Source organism: Bacillus sp. JJ1764, from assembly GCF_036962145.1.
Classification (GTDB): Bacteria; Bacillota; Bacilli; order Bacillales; family Cytobacillaceae; genus Neobacillus.
Genome location: NZ_JBALNY010000027.1, coordinates 15,454 through 32,473, shown reverse-complemented (window position 1 = coordinate 32,473; position 17,020 = coordinate 15,454). Strand labels below are relative to the sequence as shown.

The 17,020-nt window shown below is 40.0% G+C and carries 13 protein-coding genes and 1 riboswitch; of the genes, 9 read left to right on the top strand and 4 right to left on the bottom strand.

Annotation, left to right across the window (positions count from 1 at the left end; translation table 11 throughout):
* Nucleotides 1–97: 97 nt before the first annotated feature.
* Genes metH through V7083_RS04210 form a run of 4 tightly spaced genes read right to left on the bottom strand, consistent with a single transcriptional unit; the run spans nt 98 to nt 7,689 of the window.
* On the bottom strand, nt 98–3,547 hold the full coding sequence (gene metH, locus V7083_RS04225; RefSeq protein ID WP_335475706.1) for a methionine synthase: 3,450 nt from the start codon (nt 3,545–3,547) through the stop codon (nt 98–100).
* On the bottom strand, nt 3,525–5,387 hold the full coding sequence (locus V7083_RS04220) for a bifunctional homocysteine S-methyltransferase/methylenetetrahydrofolate reductase (RefSeq protein WP_335475704.1): 1,863 nt from the start codon (nt 5,385–5,387) through the stop codon (nt 3,525–3,527). Before V7083_RS04220 ends, metH begins: the two co-directional genes overlap by 23 nt.
* Complete coding sequence (metC, locus tag V7083_RS04215; RefSeq protein WP_335475702.1) at nt 5,384–6,577, bottom strand: cystathionine beta-lyase; 1,194 nt, start codon at nt 6,575–6,577, stop codon at nt 5,384–5,386. The genes V7083_RS04220 and metC overlap by 4 nt, the downstream gene beginning before the upstream one ends.
* Nucleotides 6,577–7,689 (bottom strand): methionine biosynthesis PLP-dependent protein, encoded by a 1,113-nt coding sequence (locus tag V7083_RS04210; RefSeq protein ID WP_335475700.1) that lies wholly within the window; start codon nt 7,687–7,689, stop codon nt 6,577–6,579. The genes metC and V7083_RS04210 overlap by 1 nt, the downstream gene beginning before the upstream one ends.
* Before the next feature lie 132 nt (nt 7,690–7,821).
* Nucleotides 7,822–7,934: riboswitch (SAM riboswitch) on the bottom strand.
* Between the two features lie 399 nt (nt 7,935–8,333).
* Between V7083_RS04210 and V7083_RS04205 the strand changes: the two genes are divergently transcribed.
* The 9 genes from V7083_RS04205 to V7083_RS04165 all read left to right on the top strand — a co-directional run bounded on the left by V7083_RS04205 (nt 8,334) and on the right by V7083_RS04165 (nt 16,761).
* On the top strand, nt 8,334–10,271 hold the full coding sequence (locus V7083_RS04205; RefSeq protein WP_335475698.1) for an asparagine synthase-related protein: 1,938 nt from the start codon (nt 8,334–8,336) through the stop codon (nt 10,269–10,271).
* 14 nt (nt 10,272–10,285) lie between these two features.
* Nucleotides 10,286–10,411 (top strand): paeninodin family lasso peptide, encoded by a 126-nt coding sequence (locus tag V7083_RS04200; protein WP_335475696.1) that lies wholly within the window; start codon nt 10,286–10,288, stop codon nt 10,409–10,411.
* A 101-nt stretch (nt 10,412–10,512) separates the two neighbouring features.
* Complete coding sequence (locus tag V7083_RS04195; protein ID WP_335475694.1) at nt 10,513–11,433, top strand: aldolase; 921 nt, start codon at nt 10,513–10,515, stop codon at nt 11,431–11,433.
* Between the two features lie 11 nt (nt 11,434–11,444).
* Nucleotides 11,445–11,738: a lasso peptide biosynthesis PqqD family chaperone gene (locus V7083_RS04190; RefSeq protein WP_335475692.1), complete on the top strand. Its 294-nt coding sequence runs from the start codon at nt 11,445–11,447 to the stop codon at nt 11,736–11,738.
* 12 nt (nt 11,739–11,750) lie between these two features.
* Nucleotides 11,751–12,206: a lasso peptide biosynthesis B2 protein gene (locus tag V7083_RS04185; protein ID WP_335475691.1), complete on the top strand. Its 456-nt coding sequence runs from the start codon at nt 11,751–11,753 to the stop codon at nt 12,204–12,206.
* Between the two features lie 21 nt (nt 12,207–12,227).
* Complete coding sequence (locus V7083_RS04180) at nt 12,228–13,418, top strand: nucleotidyltransferase domain-containing protein (protein WP_335475689.1); 1,191 nt, start codon at nt 12,228–12,230, stop codon at nt 13,416–13,418.
* 3 nt (nt 13,419–13,421) lie between these two features.
* A complete protein-coding gene (locus tag V7083_RS04175; protein WP_335475687.1) occupies nt 13,422–15,221 on the top strand; it encodes an ABC transporter ATP-binding protein in 1,800 nt (599 codons plus the stop codon).
* 159 nt (nt 15,222–15,380) lie between these two features.
* Nucleotides 15,381–16,118, top strand: a complete 738-nt coding sequence (locus V7083_RS04170) for a YveK family protein (RefSeq protein ID WP_335475685.1) — start codon at nt 15,381–15,383, stop codon at nt 16,116–16,118.
* Nucleotides 16,105–16,761: a CpsD/CapB family tyrosine-protein kinase gene (locus V7083_RS04165; RefSeq protein ID WP_335475683.1), complete on the top strand. Its 657-nt coding sequence runs from the start codon at nt 16,105–16,107 to the stop codon at nt 16,759–16,761. Before V7083_RS04170 ends, V7083_RS04165 begins: the two co-directional genes overlap by 14 nt.
* Nucleotides 16,762–17,020 lie beyond the last annotated feature (259 nt).

The following is a 17,020-nucleotide window of genomic DNA, read 5'->3' as shown; positions in this document are numbered from 1 at the left end:
AGCCTGAGTCCGCGAAAATGCACCAGATCTACCTAAGCCCCTACCAATTCCACGCTAAAAATCCCCCGCTACATCACCGCGGGGGACAACAACTCAATCATTTCAACACATTAAAATACCTAGCTTCCGGATGAGCAAACACCATTGCGGAAACAGAAGCCTCTGGTTCCATCATGCAGCCCTCTGTTAACTGCACCCCGATTTCTTCTGGCTGAAGCAGCTTAAACAGCTTTTTCTGATCCTCTAAATCGGGGCAGGCCGGGTAGCCGAAGGAGAAGCGTTGTCCTTGGTAATGTGCAGCGAAACGGTCCTGCATGGTGAATGTGATGGGATCCGGGAAGCCCCATCGGTCGCGCATTTGACGGTGAATCAATTCGGCGAAACCTTCAGCACTTTCTAATGCCATGGCCTGAAGTGCGTGGCATTCAAGGAAACGACCTTCACTCTTTAATTCATCAGCCTTTTGGCGGATGCCTCTTCCAGCCGTTACCGTAAAGAAGCCAACATAATCCATCACACCGCTGTCAACTGACTTTAAATAGTCCGCTAAACAAAGGAAAGGTTCGGATTCCTGACGCGGGAAATCAAAGGTTTCAACGACGCGGCTCAAATCTTCAGGGTCATAAATATACACCTTATTGCCGTCTGATTGTGCCGGGAAAAATTGATAGACAGCCGCCGGAGTGACCCAGTTATTGGCTTTGGCTTCCGCTAACAATCCATCGACCATATCTTTCACCTTAACCGCTTTTTCATCTTTTTCTGCCAGTAATTTGGCGATTTTTCCTTTTACGCCAAGATGGTGCCCTAGAAGCATTTGCATATTGATATAGGGCTCAATATGGGAAAGGGAATATGTTTTTAATACGTGTCTCTTTGTATCTTTTGGAACGAATACAGGAGCATCCTTAGAAACAGCTGGTTTTGGTTTCACAGCCACAGAAGAAGTGGAACGAACCGGCAAGTCTAACGGAATATCAGCGGCGGCAAGCTTTTTATTTTTTTCCTCAAATAACTTCTCCTGTTCTTCAGGCGAATGAAGTTGATTAGCCAAAGCCAAACCAGTCATGGCATCCTTTGCATAGAGCACAAGTCCATCGTATTCTTTGGAAATTTTCGTATCGGTAAATTTACGGGATAAAGCTGCACCGCCGACTAGAATCGGCAGGGACAGACCTGCTTCTTTCATATCTTGAGCAGTCAGTACCATTTGTTGAGCGGATTTTACTAATAAACCTGACAGCCCAACCATATCCGGTTTTTCTTCACGTATAGCCTTAATTAAATCAGCAGGTGTTACTTTTATGCCAAGATCACGGACATCATAGCCGTTATTGCTTAGAATGATATCGACGAGGTTTTTCCCAATATCATGCACGTCCCCTTTAACCGTTGCCAGGATGACTTTTCCTTTTGAAGAGGAGACATCGCCTTTTTCCATGTATGGCTCCAAGAAAGAAACAGCGGCTTTCATGACTTCAGCACTTTGCAGCACTTCGGCAACGATCAGCTGGTTGTCATTGAATAGGCGGCCAACTTCTTTCATGCCCTCCATCAATGGTCCATTGATGATACCCAATGGGGCAGGGTATTGAGTAAGAGCCTGTTCCAAATCCGGTAATAGACCTTCCTTTGTGCCCTCGATAATATAATAGGAAAGCCGCTCTTCAAGCGTCATATTCGGAATGGCGGACTTCGTTTCTTTCTTTTTATCACGATAAAAATCAGTAAATACGGCCAATGTTGCATCGTTTGTGTTAAATAGGAGATTCTCGGCCAACTCGACCTCTTCCTTAGAGATTGAAGCAAAACGCTCCAATTTCTCTGTATTGACGATCGCATAATCAAGACCAGCCTGCGTACAGTGATACAAGAACACGGAATTTAAAATTTCCCGGCCAACTGGCGGTAAGCCGAAGGAAACGTTACTAATTCCCAAAATCGTTTGTACCTCTGGCAGATGCTCCTTTATTAAGCGAATTCCATCTACCGTTGCCTTTGCTGAACCGATATATTGTTCATCCCCGGTTCCGACAGGGAATACCAAGGGGTCAAAGATCAAATCCTGCGGCTTCAAACCGTATTTATGAACCAAAAGCTCATACGAACGTTTGGCAATTTCCAGTTTACGCTCCGCTGTTACCCCCATGCCTTTTTCATCAATTGTTCCGACAACGACTGCTCCACCATAACGGTGAATCAATGGAACGATTGTCTCAAAGCGTTCCTCACCATCTTCCAGGTTAATCGAGTTGATAATCGCTTTCCCTTGTGAAAAAGTAAGGGCCTTTTCAATTACTTTATCATCGGTGGAGTCAATCACCAATGGGACTTTAATTTTCTTGACGACTTCGGTAATAAAATTCTCCATATCAACTAGCTCTTCACGATCAGGATCGGCTAAGCAAATATCGATGACATGGGCGCCGCCTTTCACCTGAGCTCTGGCAACTTCGGCAGCCTCTTCAAATTTCCCCTCCGCAATCAACCGTTTAAACTTTCGTGATCCAATTACATTTGTACGTTCACCAACCATGATGGGACGCAATGTTGGATCATCATAAATAAACGGTTCAATACCTGAGACCATATGTAGCTCAGATGGTTTAAACTCACGCGGCTGATAATTTTTCATCGCTTCAGAAATAGCTCGAATATGATCCGGTGTTGTACCACAGCAGCCGCCGACAATGTTAAGCCAGCCGTGGGCAGCAAAATCAGAAAGCTTCTTCGCCAAAGTTTCCGGTGTCTCATGATAATGACCTTCTTCATCAGGCAAGCCGGCATTCGGGTAGCAGCTGACGGCTGTTGAAGCAAGAGCAGCTAAAGAGCGGATATGATCCTGCATGAACTCCGGACCGGTGGCACAGTTTAAGCCTACTGCAACAGGTTTCATATGCTCAACCGAGATAAAGAACGATTCAATTGATTGTCCAGCTAACGTAGTTCCCATCGGTTCAATCGTTCCTGAAATAAACAATGGCAAGGTTTTGCCTGTTTTTTCAAAGGCATTCTGTATCCCGACAAAGCCTGCTTTTACATTCAGCATGTCTTGGCTTGTTTCTAAGAGCAACAAGTCGACGCCTCCGTCGATGAGACCGAGTGCCTGCTCCTCATAGGAGACGGCCAAAGCTTCAAACGTGGTTCCACCAGTTACACTTAAAGTTTTAGTCGTTGGTCCCATCGAACCAGCAACATAACGCGGCCATTCCTGCGTCGATGCTTTTTCGACCTCAGCCTCAGCAATCAACGCGGCTTTTTTATTAATTTCATAGGCTTTATAGCCCAACTCGTATTCATCTAGAACAATACTCGTTGCGCCAAAGGTATTTGTTTCAATAATATCAGCGCCTGCTTCCAAATATTCACGGTGAACCTTAGCGATCACCTCAGGAGCAGTCAACACAAGATTTTCGTTACAGCCTTCGTACTGTTCGCCGCCAAAATCATCTGCGGTAAGATCAGCTTGCTGCAACATCGTTCCCATGGCCCCGTCCATCACGAGGATCCGTTTTTTCAATTGTTCAGTAAATGGTGTTTTCGGCATAGCTGTTCCCCCTCACTTCACCTGCACGCTGTCGGGCATAATGGGCCAGATCAGCGGTCATTTCATAACGTAAAAATGGTGTGATTAAATAGATGCCATTAAATAAATCCAAGGCAGCATCAATCAAAGATTTCGTAATCTCAATTCCTTCACGGGCGGCTGCCGCCGGATTGTCGCTCAGCTTCGCCATCCGTTCACGAATGGAGTCGGTAATTTTAATGCCTGGCACTTCATTATGGAGGAACTCGGCATTCTTACTGCTTGTCAAAGGCATGAGTCCAATATAAATCGGTGCATTCAGATGCTTGGTATGTTCATACACTTCCACGAGCTTTTCCTCAGAAAAAACAGGCTGAGAAATAAAGTAATCCGCACCGTAACTGATTTTCTTTTCCAAACGTTTTACGGCTTTTTCTAGTGAACGGACATTCGGGTTAAATGCACCGGCGATGCTGAAGGCTGTTTTCTGACCTAAATCTTTCCCAGAAAACGATAACCCTTCATTAAGCTGCTTAATCATTTGAATCAACTCAAAAGAAGAGACATCATAAACGGAAGAGGCTCCTGGGAAGTCGCCAACTCGCGCTGGATCACCGGTTATCGCCAACACATCATGCATCCCTAAAGTATGAAGTCCCATCAAATGGGATTGCAATCCGATGATATTACGGTCTCGGCAGGCGATATGGATCAGTGGGCGCATGCCCAACTCCTGTTTCACTAAATAGCCAAGTGATTCATTGGAGATTCTCACCTGGGCCAGCGAATTATCCGCCATCGTAATCGCATCGATACCTGCTGTTTTTAATGCTTTTGCTCCTTCAAAAAACTTTTTCGTATCTAGTTTTCTCGGAGTATCTAATTCTACTATGACAGAAGGCCGTTCTTTCACAATTTCATGAAGCGGGATAGAATCCCGTTTCGCTGATTGGCTTTCAACATGAATCGACCTTGGTTTTAATTTTACGACTTTTTCGTAAATTGGTACACTACTCTTTACTTCTGCTGCAAAAGCGCGAATATGAGCCGGAGTCGTGCCACAGCATCCACCTATTAAGCGGACCCCTTCATTTCGGAAGCTTTGTGCAGAATGCCGAAAATAATCGGCATCTCCGTCATAATGAAATTTCCCATCTGTATAAGCGGGGAGACTGGCATTCGGATAGGCTGACAGAAACGCATGCTTCGGCAATTCAATTTGAGCCAGTGCCTCCAGCATATGGTGCGGACCAAGCCGGCAGTTAATCCCCACGACATCAGCACCTATCTCTTCAAGCCGTTTCAGAGCATCATTTACAGGAGTTCGATTTTGTAAAAAACCCGGCTCTTGCAAAGATACCTGTGCAATAATCGGCAACTTCGTTTCTTTACGGGCAATCGCTAGAACGGTTTCAAGTTCTTCCTGATCATAGAAGGTCTCCAGTAACAATCCGTCAACACCTTCCAGCAAAAGACAATAAAGCTGTTCACGGAAACTGCGTTTAATTTCTTCTATAGTAATAGAATTGGGTTTGATGCCGCGATTGCCACCAATGGTACCTAGTACATAGGCATTTCCCTGTGCCGCCTTTTTCGCATTCACAACAGCGGCACTATTAATCTCCTTCACCGAATCCTCCAAACCATACCTCTGCAGCTTCAAATAATTGGCCGCATACGAATTAGTTTGAATCACATCGGCGCCAGCATCGATATAAGCCTGATGAATGCGTTGAATTTGTTCAGGTTGGGAAAGATTCAGCTCCTCGAAGCAGCAATCCGTACCATAGGAATAGAGCAGCGTTCCCATTGCGCCATCCCCAATTAAGATTTGATTCGATAATTTTTCTAAAAAGCTCATTTCGATTCCCCTCGTTGTAAGACCAATTCGTTGTGTGCAAGCTTTTCAAAGGCCTGGGAAAAATCCTTGATAAGATCTTCCGGATTTTCCAGACCGACAGATAAACGAAGTAAACTATTTTTAATGCCTCGCTTTTCACGTTCTGGTTGCGGCATAGCAGCGTGTGACATTTTTGCAGGATAAGATAAAATCGACTCCACCGCACCAAGACTCACAGCAAATACCGGAATCTTCACATTGGAAACAAAGGAGCGAACTGCATCTTCATCCTTTAGTTCAAACGATAAAACCGCACCGGCACCATATGCCTGTTCCTGTTGAATTTCGTATTGGGGGTGATCCTCAAGAGCCGGATAGTATACTTTTTCGACAAGCGGATGGGCTTGTAAAAATTCTGCCAAGGTTAATGTCGATCTTTGCGATTGCTCCAGGCGAACATGAAGAGTCTTCAACCCGCGTAGTACTAACCAGGCATCTTGAACTCCCAAAATCGCTCCAAAGGAATTTTGTAAAAAGTAAAGCCGTTTGGCTAATGCTTCATCATTTACGACTGCAAGCCCGGCAACGACATCACTATGTCCCGCTAAAAATTTCGTAGCACTATGTAGCACCACATCAGCTCCCAGCTCCAATGGTTTCTGAAGCTGTGGAGTTAGGAATGTATTATCCACAAAAGTCAACGCATCAATTTCTTTCGCCAATTGACTGATTGCGCGAATATCCGTCACTTTTAATAGCGGGTTAGAAGGTGTTTCAACATAAAAGGCCTTTGTATTAGGTTGAATTGCCTGTTTTACCTGATCAAGGTCTGTCATATCGACAAACGTATGTTGGATTCCGAATCGTGTAAGAACCTCGGTCACCATTCGGAACGTCCCACCGTAGACATCCTCCGTAATCACGACATGATCGCCGGAAGAAAGAAGCAAGAAGGCTGTGGAAATGGCCGCCATTCCTGATGAAAAAGCAAAGCCTTTCACGCCGCCCTCTAATTCGGCAATGACATCCTCCAGTGCTTCTCGAGTAGGATTTAAACTGCGGGCATAATCATATTTGCCAAATTGGTCGATATCAAATTGATGAAAGGTGGATGCATGCTGGATCGGAACACTTACCGCACCCGTAGCAGGGTCCACTTTATGACGGTTATGAAGCAGCCTCGTTTCAAAACAATAATCTTCGGTTTCCATTATGCAATCACTCCTTCACGAATTTTGGCAAACGCCTGACTAAGATCAAAAATAATATCTTCCGCATCTTCTGTACCAACAGAGAAACGCAACAATCGATTACAAACACCTTGTTGAATGCGGATTTCTTCAGGAATATCAGCATGGGTTTGTGTTGCTGGATAAGTAATGAAGCTTTCCGTTCCGCCCAGGCTTTCCGCAAACGAAATAAGTTCTAAATTCTGCAGGAATGGGTTGACCCACGTTTCATCCTTAATTCGGAAGGAAACCATTCCGCCGCGTCCAGGATATAAAACATCAATGATATCATCATGTTTGGAAAGGAATTCAACGATGGCCTGCGCATTTTTTTCATGGCGCTCCATTCTTAAGGATAGAGTCTTCATACCGCGCATAAGCAGCCAGGAATCAAACGGACTAAGCACACCGCCGGCTCCGTTATGATAAAGGGCCAGTTGCTCGCAAAGATCTTGGCCTTTGGCAACAATCAATCCGGCAAGTACGTCATTATGTCCACCCAGATATTTGGTCGCACTATGGATGACAATATCCGCACCAAGCTTAATCGGCTGCTGCAAGAGCGGAGTATAGAAGGTATTATCAACAATCAGCAGAATTCCGTGCTTTTTTGCAATCTCGGAAATCGCTGCAATATCTGCCTCCTGCATGAGGGGGTTGGTAGGAGTCTCGAGAAAGATGGCTTTTGTTTGCGGAGTAATCTTGCTTTCAACCTCTTCCGGACAACACGTATTCACATATTGAGATGTTAAGCCCCATTTTTTATATCCTTTTTCCAATAGACGATAAGTCCCTCCGTATAAATCCTCACTAACAAGCCACTCATCTCCAGATTGAAATAAGGAGAGGATCGTGAAAATCGCCGCCATTCCAGAGCTGCAGGCAAACCCCTGATCGCCGCCTTCCAAATCAGCAATCGTCTTTTCAAGGAGCTGGCGTGTTGGGTTTCCTGTCCGAGTATAATCAAACCCAGTCGATTGCCCAATTCCTGCATGGCGGTAGGCAGTTGAAAAATATACCGGTGGATTCACGGTGCCTGTCTCCGTTTCACTTCTGTTTCCAATTTGAGCAAGTTTCGTATCAATTTTGTACATTGTGCACACTCCCTGTTTAGTAAAATTGTAGTGTTTTCTCACTTTAAAGCATTGCGGCATTAAAGCGTGGTAATAAAAGAAAAAAGCCCTCTATAAGAAGAAGACTTTTGTAATCCGACCAAAGCGTCATTCTTCTTATCTCGCAAATTAACAATTTGCAGGAGTTAGCACCTTTTCAGTGAAAAAATCCACTGAAGGTTGCTGAGGCGTCACAGGGCCATTCCCTCGACCTCTCTTGATAAGAAAATCAATATTAAGACTTTTTATAAAATTTACTACAATTTATAAAAGGTGTCAATAAATTTTTAGAAATTGCAGAATTTGCTGGATTTTGTAAGGGGGAAGATGGTTGACAATGAGACTATTAGATTATAATATAGTTTTATCAAGCTGTTCTTTATGTAGAACGGATTAAAAGTTTGTATCCCAGATTTATTAGGTAGAAAAGAAAATAATTAGGTAAAGATACCGGTAATTAAAGGTTTTAGGTATATATAATCTTTTAAATGAATATTCTAACTGTGTTCTTTTTTTAGAACCTTTGTTTCATATTATTTATTCAGAATATTCGGTTATAAAAGGAAGAATAATAGGATAATAGTATTTAACTGAATGACTTTTTACATAGTTGGTGGAGGGAAACCATGAGTGCTATAGCAGGGATCTATCATATTAATAATGAACCTTTAATTGTTGAACACGGCAGAATATTAATGAAAGAACTAGAAAAATATCCAGCAGATGATGTTCAAACTTGGTATAGCGACAAAATCTTCCTCGGTTGTCATGCACAATGGATCACACCAGAGTCTGTCGGTGAGAAGCTTCCTTATTATGATCTAGAAAGGAAACTGGCCATAAATGCCGATGCCATCATTGACAATCGGGCTGAACTATTTGAAAAACTCCAAATCCCAAAGGCGAAGCAAAAATCCATAACGGACAGCGAACTAATCCTCCTTTCTTATGATAAATGGGGCGAAGACTCACCCAAGTATTTAGTTGGCGATTTTTCCTATATGATTTGGGATGAGCGGGAGCAGAAGGTGTTTGGGGCTAGGGATTATTCTGGTTTAAGGACTCTCTACTTCCACTTTCAAAACAACAAGTTTGCATTCTCGACTGTGATGGCCCCTTTATTGAAATTACCATACATAGAAAAAACATTAAATAAACAATGGATTGCAGAGTTTTTAGCGAATCCGGGGATGTTTGAATCGGTAGATCCTTCTTCAACGGTTTATACAACATTGCGGCAAATTCCCCCTTCACATTCATTAAAAGTGATAAATGGCAAACTAACAGTATCAAGGTATTGTCAGTTGCCAGAAGAAAATAAGTTGAAATTGAAGTCTAATGAGGAATATGAAGAGGCCTTTAAGGAGGTCTACCAAAGGGCTGTTAATGACCGATTAAGAACGATTCACAAAGTGGGCGCTCACCTAAGCGGTGGATTAGATTCCGGATCAGTGGCGTGTCTAGCTGCTCCAGCATTGCGCGGGGAGAGCAAACAATTGCATACCTTTAGCTACGTACCTTTACAAGAGTTTGAGGACTGGACCCCTAAAAGTCGGGTAGCTAATGAGCGTCCACTGATTGAATCGACTGTAAATTTTGTTGGGAATATAGTACCCGAATTTCTGGATTTTGAGGGGGAAAGTTCATACACAGTCATTGATGAATGGCTAAATCACTTAGAAATGCCCTATAAGTTTTTTGAAAATAGTTATTGGCTAAAAGGGATTTATGAGCGGGCTAACCAAAAAGGTGTAGGGGTGCTTCTTAATGGTCAAAGAGGAAATTGGACAGTTTCTTGGGGCCCAGCGTTAGAATACCACGTTAGACTATTAAAAAATCTACAGCTGATTCGAAGTATTCGAGAAATATCTTTATATAGTAGAAACTTGCAAGTAAAAAAGTCAAGAGTTGTGTCAGTTGTAGCTCGGAAATCATTTCCATTCTTTGATAGGATTTTCACTGGGAAAGAAGTGGACCCTTCTCCACTAATGATCAATTCAGAATTTGCCGAGAATATGGGAGTATTCGAAACCCTATTAAGTCATGGAATTGATCGGAATGGAACCATTTCGCAAAATTGGTATGAAATTAGGAAAATGCAATTTGAACAGCTTTACTACTGGAATATAACAGGAACGTATGGATCAAAATTTTCACTGCCATATAAAGTATGGGATCGTGATCCTACTAATGATCTGCGTGTCGCTCGTTTTTGTTTATCCCTACCTGAGGAACAATACGTTCAAAATGGTTTAGACAGGGCTCTAATCAGGAGAACAACTAAAAATTTATTACCAGACAATATACGCTTGAACTTTCGAACTAGAGGAGCACAAGGTGCCGATGGAATCATTAGAATGACGTCACATTGGAATAAGTTTATAAACGAGTTAGAGCAAATGCTCAATGATGCTCAAGTAGCTGAATACTTAAATATAGAGTTCATTCGTTCCATTATACCAAAGTTTAAAGAGATTCCGAGTCCGGAATATGTCTACGATCAAGATTTTAAAATATTAATGCGTAGTTTAATATTCTATCGATTTATAAAAAAAGTTGCTTGAAAGGAGGTGATAGCATGAAAAAAGAATGGAGCACTCCTGAATTAGAAGTACTGAACGTTAACATGACTATGGCAGGACCTGGTCATAAAATTCCTGATGCAGTACAACCAGATCCAGACGATCCAGTAAAGTACAGCTAATGAATGTAGATTTCAGCGAATCATGGCCACAAAACTGCCCTTATACAATGCAAAGTGTGTAAGGGCTTTTAAAAATTTTTCTCGGTAGCTGGAGTGAGAACATGACTATCACAAAAAGTGCCCTACTGTATAAGGGATTTGGATTGAATCTATTAAGTGAAATAGTTTTGCCTGAAATGACGTTATTAAAACATGCAGTTAATGAGGCAGACATCGAAATTAAAAAACGTGACTTATCTCAACGTTGGTATGAAATAGATTCCGGAACAGTGAAAAAGTTTGTTGTGCAAGGAAATGAAATCATGTTTGAAGTTCCTGATACAGCGATCTTTTCTATTCAAAATGGAAAAGAAATTATCGTATCTCCAATAAAAGGGGCAGAAGAAGATAAAATACGCCTATATATCCTTGGTACCTGTATGGGAGCCGTACTTCTTCAGCGAAAGATCCTACCATTGCATGGAAGTGCTATTGCAATTGAAGGGAAAGCCTATGCCATTGTGGGTCACTCAGGTGCGGGGAAATCAACCTTGGCGGCAGCATTAATGAATAAGGGCTATCAATTATTAAGTGATGATGTCATACCAATATCTTTTGATCAAAACAATGTTCCTTATGTCACTCCATCCTATCCTCAACAGAAATTGTGGCAAGAAAGCCTAAACCAATTTGGTATAGAATCAGCCAATTTACAACCATTATTTGATAGAGAAAAAAAATTTGCTGTTCCAGTTCATGAACGATTTCTAGAAGAAAAAATACCACTAGTAGCTATTTTTGAGCTGGTGATTAACGAACAAGAAAAGCCTCACCTAAAGAAAATTGAGGGATTAGAACAATTGCATACTTTAAATATACATACTTACCGGAACTTTTTGGTAACCCGTTTAGGTATGACAGAATGGCATTTTAAAGAATCAGCAAAAATTTTAAATCACATTAATATGTTTCAATTACAGAGACCAATTGGAGAGTTTACAGCTTCCGAACTAATGTCTCTACTGTTATCCAATATAAAATAGGGGGGACTAATATGATTAGTACACAAACTATTTCACTAGCATCAGTAGTCTTGCAAGCAGAAGGCAATGTAGTTAGTGATATGAATGGTGAAAAAGTCATGCTTAGTATTAAAAGTGGAAAATACTACAACTTAGGGACAATAGGTGGAGAAATTTGGCAATTAATCAAGTCACCTATAGAAATTATGGAAGTAGTAAACAGATTACTGAAGGACTACGAAATTGAGCAAAAAGTATGTGAGCAGGATGTTCTCTCCTTTATCAACCATTTAAATAATGAGGGCCTAATTCAAATCGTGAATTAGGAGGATTTTGTCATGAAACTTGCCCGAATAGTAAAAACATTTGTGTTGTTGGATTCAAAAGAAAAGCGATTGTTTATAGAGGCTTTTATCTTTTTGGCCTGGGGGCGCATTTTAAAATCGATGCCTTTTTCAAAAGTTGCCCCTATTTTGGGTGAACATATGGAGGAATCCTCATTTAACCGGAATCCTTCAGAAGAGAAACTTTTAAAGAACATATCAAATGCTATTTATATTATGAGCAATTACACACCTTGGCAAAGTAAGTGTTTGGTAAAGGCCATAGCCGCAATGAAAATGCTTCAAAGAAGACAGATCGATTGTACTCTTTATTTAGGAACTGGAAGAGATGAGGATGGACAATTGGCAGCCCATGCTTGGCTCAGAAGTGGAACGTTGATTATAACGGGCGAGGAAGTTATGGATCAATTTACAGTAGTAGGAAAATTCGCAAGGTGTATGAATGGATAGAACCTAAAGGAGTAAACCAAAGTGGATACATTATTTAAAGAGCAGGTAAAGCAATTTCCTATAGAATTAAAATTGTTACTTTCCTTAATAAATGAGGAGCAAACAATAGATAAATTAAGCCCTGATCTCTTGGAAAAAATAAATTGGGATACTTTTTATACATTAACTATTCATCATCGTGTTTTTCCGATTGTTTATAAAAAAATCAAAGAACTAGACAGTGAATTTGTTCCGGAATTCGTGTGCCAAAAGCTGAAACTCTCTTATCAAAAAAACATTTTTCGCATGCTTTTTCTCAGTGGCGAAACAGAAAATGTTGCTAAATTATTTGATAAAAATAACATTCGCAGTCTATTTTTAAAAGGAACAGTATTGGCAGTTGACCTTTATGGCGATGTATCGTTAAGAACGTCTGCTGATATAGACATATTAATACCAATTGAAAAATTATCACTTGCAGAAAAACTGTTATTGGATCATGGATATATCAAAGATGATTATATTGAAACGGTGTTAAATGATTGGAAATGGCGACATCATCATATTACGTTTTCCCATCCGGAAAAACAGATAAAAGTCGAAATCCACTGGAGACTGAATCCTGGTCCTGCGAAAGAGCCAAATTTTAATGATTTGTGGGATCGAAAAAGAGTTAGTAAATTAACAAGTTACCCTGTTTATACATTAGGGTTTGAAGATTTATTTTTATTTTTAGTATCTCATGGAGCGCGCCATGGCTGGTCAAGACTAAGGTGGTTAATGGATATTGAAAAATTAGTAAAAATGGAACTTAATTGGAACAAAACCAAGGATTTACTTAGAGAAAATCAATTTCTTCAATTGGGTGGTCAGGCATTATATTTAGCTTCAGAATTGCTATGCACAAAAGTACCTGATGAAATGATGGAAAACATAAATCGAAAGCAGACAAAGCAGTTAGCAGGAGATGCTTTGTTTTATATAAAACAAATGGTTAATCTTCATACATACCCAGTGCCAAAAGATGTGTCTGAGTATCATAAGCGACATTTAATTTCGTTAATGTCCAAGAGACAAAAAGTGCTTTTCTTTGCGAGCACCCTTTATCCTTATCCGGAGGATGCAGAGTTTTTTCCTCTGCCGAAAATTCTTCATTTTCTATATTTCCCGTTGCGGCCGATTATTGTGATCTTAAGGAAAACGAAGAATTATTCCGAAGCAAGGAGGGCGTAAATAGTGAATTACGTATTTTATTTTATAAAAAAGTTATATTCCTACTCTGGTAATATCCTATATTTAAATCTTTTCGGTATGGGATTAGTAAGTTTCCTTGATGGAATGGGGATATTTCTATTAATTCCAATGATTCATTACAGTGGAATAATCAGTGTAGATATGGAAACTATAAAATTTTTGCAGGTATTTGATTTCTTGCAGAAATTCCCTAAATTAATGGTGTTGGCTATGATTTTGGGTTGTTATATTTTGTTAGTTATTACACAAAATTTGCTTCAGCAAAACTTAGAAATTAGGAATGTTAAAATTACACAGGGGTTTGTCCGGCAATTAAGAGTTGAAACCTACAATGGAATAATGAAGGCAAATTGGGAATTTTTTACGAAACAAAAAAAGTCAGATTTGATTAACGTCATGACCATGGAGCTTTCCCGCGTAACAGGTGGGATTATTCAATTTACACAATTTTTATCATCAATGGTTTTTACAGTTATACAAATTGGCATTGCATTCTGGTTATCAACAAAATTAACCTTATTTGTCTTAGCCTCAGGATTTATACTGGCCTTCTTTTCCCGCAGATTCATCAAGCAGTCAAAACAACTGGGGTTAAAAACGTCCTTGTTAGCGCAGGAATATCTTGCAGGTATTACGGATCAATTAAATGGTATTAAAGATATAAAAAGTAACACCTTGGAAGAATCCAGGTTAGGATGGCTGAGGAGTTTAACAAACGATATGGTCTCGGAGCAAATTGATTATATTAAATTAAAAACAACCTCCCAAACTTTTTATAAAATTGCTTCAGCCAGTTTAATAGCAATTTTTCTATTGATTTATTTTCTGATGCTTGATGCGAAACCTGAACAATTTTTTCTTATATTAATGATTTTTTCAAGATTATGGCCTCGTATTACTAGTATTCAAGCTAGTATGGAGCAAATTGCAACAACAGTACCCGCCTTTCGCTCATTAGTTGTACTACAAGAAAGATGTAACGAAGCATTAGAGGTTTCAACTAACACAAGCTACAAGGATATTAAACCTCTTCACATTCAAAAGGGTATCGAATGTAAGGAAGTATTTTTTAGATATAACTCAAAAGAATCAAGCTATGCACTTCAAAATATAAATTTAAATATTCCTGTTCAAAGTATGACCGCCATTGTAGGTCCATCCGGGGCAGGAAAGAGTACCTTAATAGATATGATTATGGGCTTGAATAAACCAGAGTCCGGGAGTGTCCTTATTGATGCGGAACCTCTTTCAGAGGATAAATTGTTGTCTTTAAGGCGTTCAATTAGTTATGTACCACAGGAACCTTTTCTGTTTAACGCCACTATTAGAGAAAACCTCCTTATGATAAAACCTGAGGTAAATGAAACTCAAATTTGGGAGGCACTAGAGTTTTCGGCAGCAGCGGATTTTGTCAAAAAGATGCCGGAAGGATTAGAGACTATTGTTGGAGATAGAGGAATAAGATTATCTGGTGGAGAACGGCAAAGGCTCGTTTTGGCCAGAGCAATCCTTCGCAAACCTTCCATTCTAGTATTAGATGAAGCAACAAGTGCCTTAGACACAGAAAATGAGTCCAAGATTCAAGAGGCATTAGATAGACTAAAAGGAAGAATGACGGTGATCGTGATTGCTCATCGATTATCAACCATTCGGAATGCCGACCAAGTGATTGTATTAGAGCAGGGAGAGATTATCCAGAAAGGTCAATTTGCCCAACTGGCACATGAAAAGAAAGGGATGTTTAATCATCTGCTCAGGAAGCAGATGGAGCTTAGCGTCTAGTTTTTGAATCACCTAAATAGTAGAAAATGGGAAAGAAAGCATTGACACGTTCTTTATATAGAACTAAAATGTTAATTATAAAGTATGAGTTTGCTGGTGAAATAAACAAACTAATATTGACTCCTATGTTCTTAAAATATTTAAAATAAAGGTGGTTTCATGAATACGATTAATCTAAATAGAAATGGCCAAAGTCCCAAGGTTAAGGAAATTAATTTAAAAGAAATAGTAAGTGTGTTCAAAAGAAGATTTTGGATTATAGCCCTACTAACAGTAATCTCTGGAATAGCAGGTTTTATTTTAAATAACGCTGCTATTACACCTCTGTATCAATCATCTTCAAGAATAATCATTGGAGCAGATGAGGAATCAAGAAAAACACTTCAAGTAATTATCAGAGATTCAGCTGTTTTGGATATTGTAATTGATCAGTTGCAATTAGATAAAAGTGCTGAGGAATTAGCTAGTCAAATCACGGTAGCAAGCGTAGATAATTCTCAGGTTGTAAGTATAAGTGTAGTGGACTCGAACCCTAATCAGGCAGCAATCCTAGCAGATACAGTCGCCAATGTATTTAAAGATGAGGTACCCAAAATTGTCGGGGAAGATTATGTTCGAGTGTTATCCAAGGCGAAGGTAAATACAAATCCCATTAATCCAAAAAATAATAATAAATTATTCATTGCAGTAGCTGTTGGTATCGTGATTGGAATCGGATTAGCGTTTTTACTAGAGTCATTGGATAACAGAATTCGCCCGAACAATGACCTTGAAGCGATGCTAGGGTTACCTGTATTAGGAAAGGTCCCACGAATAAGCAGACGGAACTTAAAACGAAAAAAAAATGGAATGTATTTTGAACTAGAAACGGGAGGCGAAACGGTTGGCGGTAAATAAGAGAAAAGAATCCACTGATATAAAAAAAAGGACCATCATCACTTATTCCCATCCAGAATCCCGTATTGCTGAGCAATTTCGAATGATTCAAACCAATATTAAATTCATGCTCTCAGGAAAGAAAAGTCAAACCTTTTTGGTTACATCACCATGCGGCAGTGAGGGAAAGTCAACTATTATTACAAATTTAGCCGTATCCATGGCGCAACAAAAGAAAAAGGTCCTTTTGATAGATGCCAATTTAAGAAAACCGGCTTTACACTCCTTTTTCAAACTACCCAATACGAACGGATTAACAGATGTGCTAACCGGGAGGCAATCATTTACGGAGGCTGTTTACCATACAGAGATTTGGAGGCTAGATTTATTAACAAGCGGATCTATAACTCATAATCCTGTTGAACTACTAAGCTCTCAACTAATGCTTGATTTACTAGATAAGGTGAAACAGCAATATGACGTCATTTTAATTGATTCCAATGCTGTACTTGAAGTATCAGATTCGAAGTTAATTGCCAATCAAAGTGATGGAGTCATTTTAGTCGTTAAAAATGATCACACTAAGTTTGAGGATGCTATTGAAGCGAAGAAAGTATTAGAATTAGCAAAGGCCCATATTGTTGGAGTAGTGGTTAATAAGTAACATAGACATTTTTTTTGGTCAGATTGTTCGTTATTAGAAACGGAATATTCTTTTAAACAAAAGGTGATGCCTCCTAGCCTTTATCAATGGAGGCACTCGGTCATGCTGTGGGTTGAAAAACCTTAGACGCCAGTCGTCGAGAGTGTGATGTGAGGGGGGGTTAGATGCCCTTTATTTAAAAATGTTGAGGATGTGTTTTTCATAAAGAGCATATCCTTAACATTTTTAAGGAGTTGTAGATATGAATAATAGATCCATA

Excerpts from the sequence above, each read along its gene's own strand:
- metH (WP_335475706.1), bottom strand. The coding sequence starts at position 3,547 with ATGCCGAAAACACCATTTACTGAACAATTGAAAAAACGGATCCTCGTG.
- V7083_RS04220 (WP_335475704.1), bottom strand. The coding sequence starts at position 5,387 with ATGAGCTTTTTAGAAAAATTATCGAATCAAATCTTAATTGGGGATGGC.
- metC (WP_335475702.1), bottom strand. The coding sequence starts at position 6,577 with ATGGAAACCGAAGATTATTGTTTTGAAACGAGGCTGCTTCATAACCGT.
- V7083_RS04210 (WP_335475700.1), bottom strand. The coding sequence starts at position 7,689 with ATGTACAAAATTGATACGAAACTTGCTCAAATTGGAAACAGAAGTGAA.
- V7083_RS04205 (WP_335475698.1), top strand. The coding sequence starts at position 8,334 with ATGAGTGCTATAGCAGGGATCTATCATATTAATAATGAACCTTTAATT.
- V7083_RS04200 (WP_335475696.1), top strand. The coding sequence starts at position 10,286 with ATGAAAAAAGAATGGAGCACTCCTGAATTAGAAGTACTGAACGTTAAC.
- V7083_RS04195 (WP_335475694.1), top strand. The coding sequence starts at position 10,513 with ATGACTATCACAAAAAGTGCCCTACTGTATAAGGGATTTGGATTGAAT.
- V7083_RS04190 (WP_335475692.1), top strand. The coding sequence starts at position 11,445 with ATGATTAGTACACAAACTATTTCACTAGCATCAGTAGTCTTGCAAGCA.
- V7083_RS04185 (WP_335475691.1), top strand. The coding sequence starts at position 11,751 with ATGAAACTTGCCCGAATAGTAAAAACATTTGTGTTGTTGGATTCAAAA.
- V7083_RS04170 (WP_335475685.1), top strand. The coding sequence starts at position 15,381 with ATGAATACGATTAATCTAAATAGAAATGGCCAAAGTCCCAAGGTTAAG.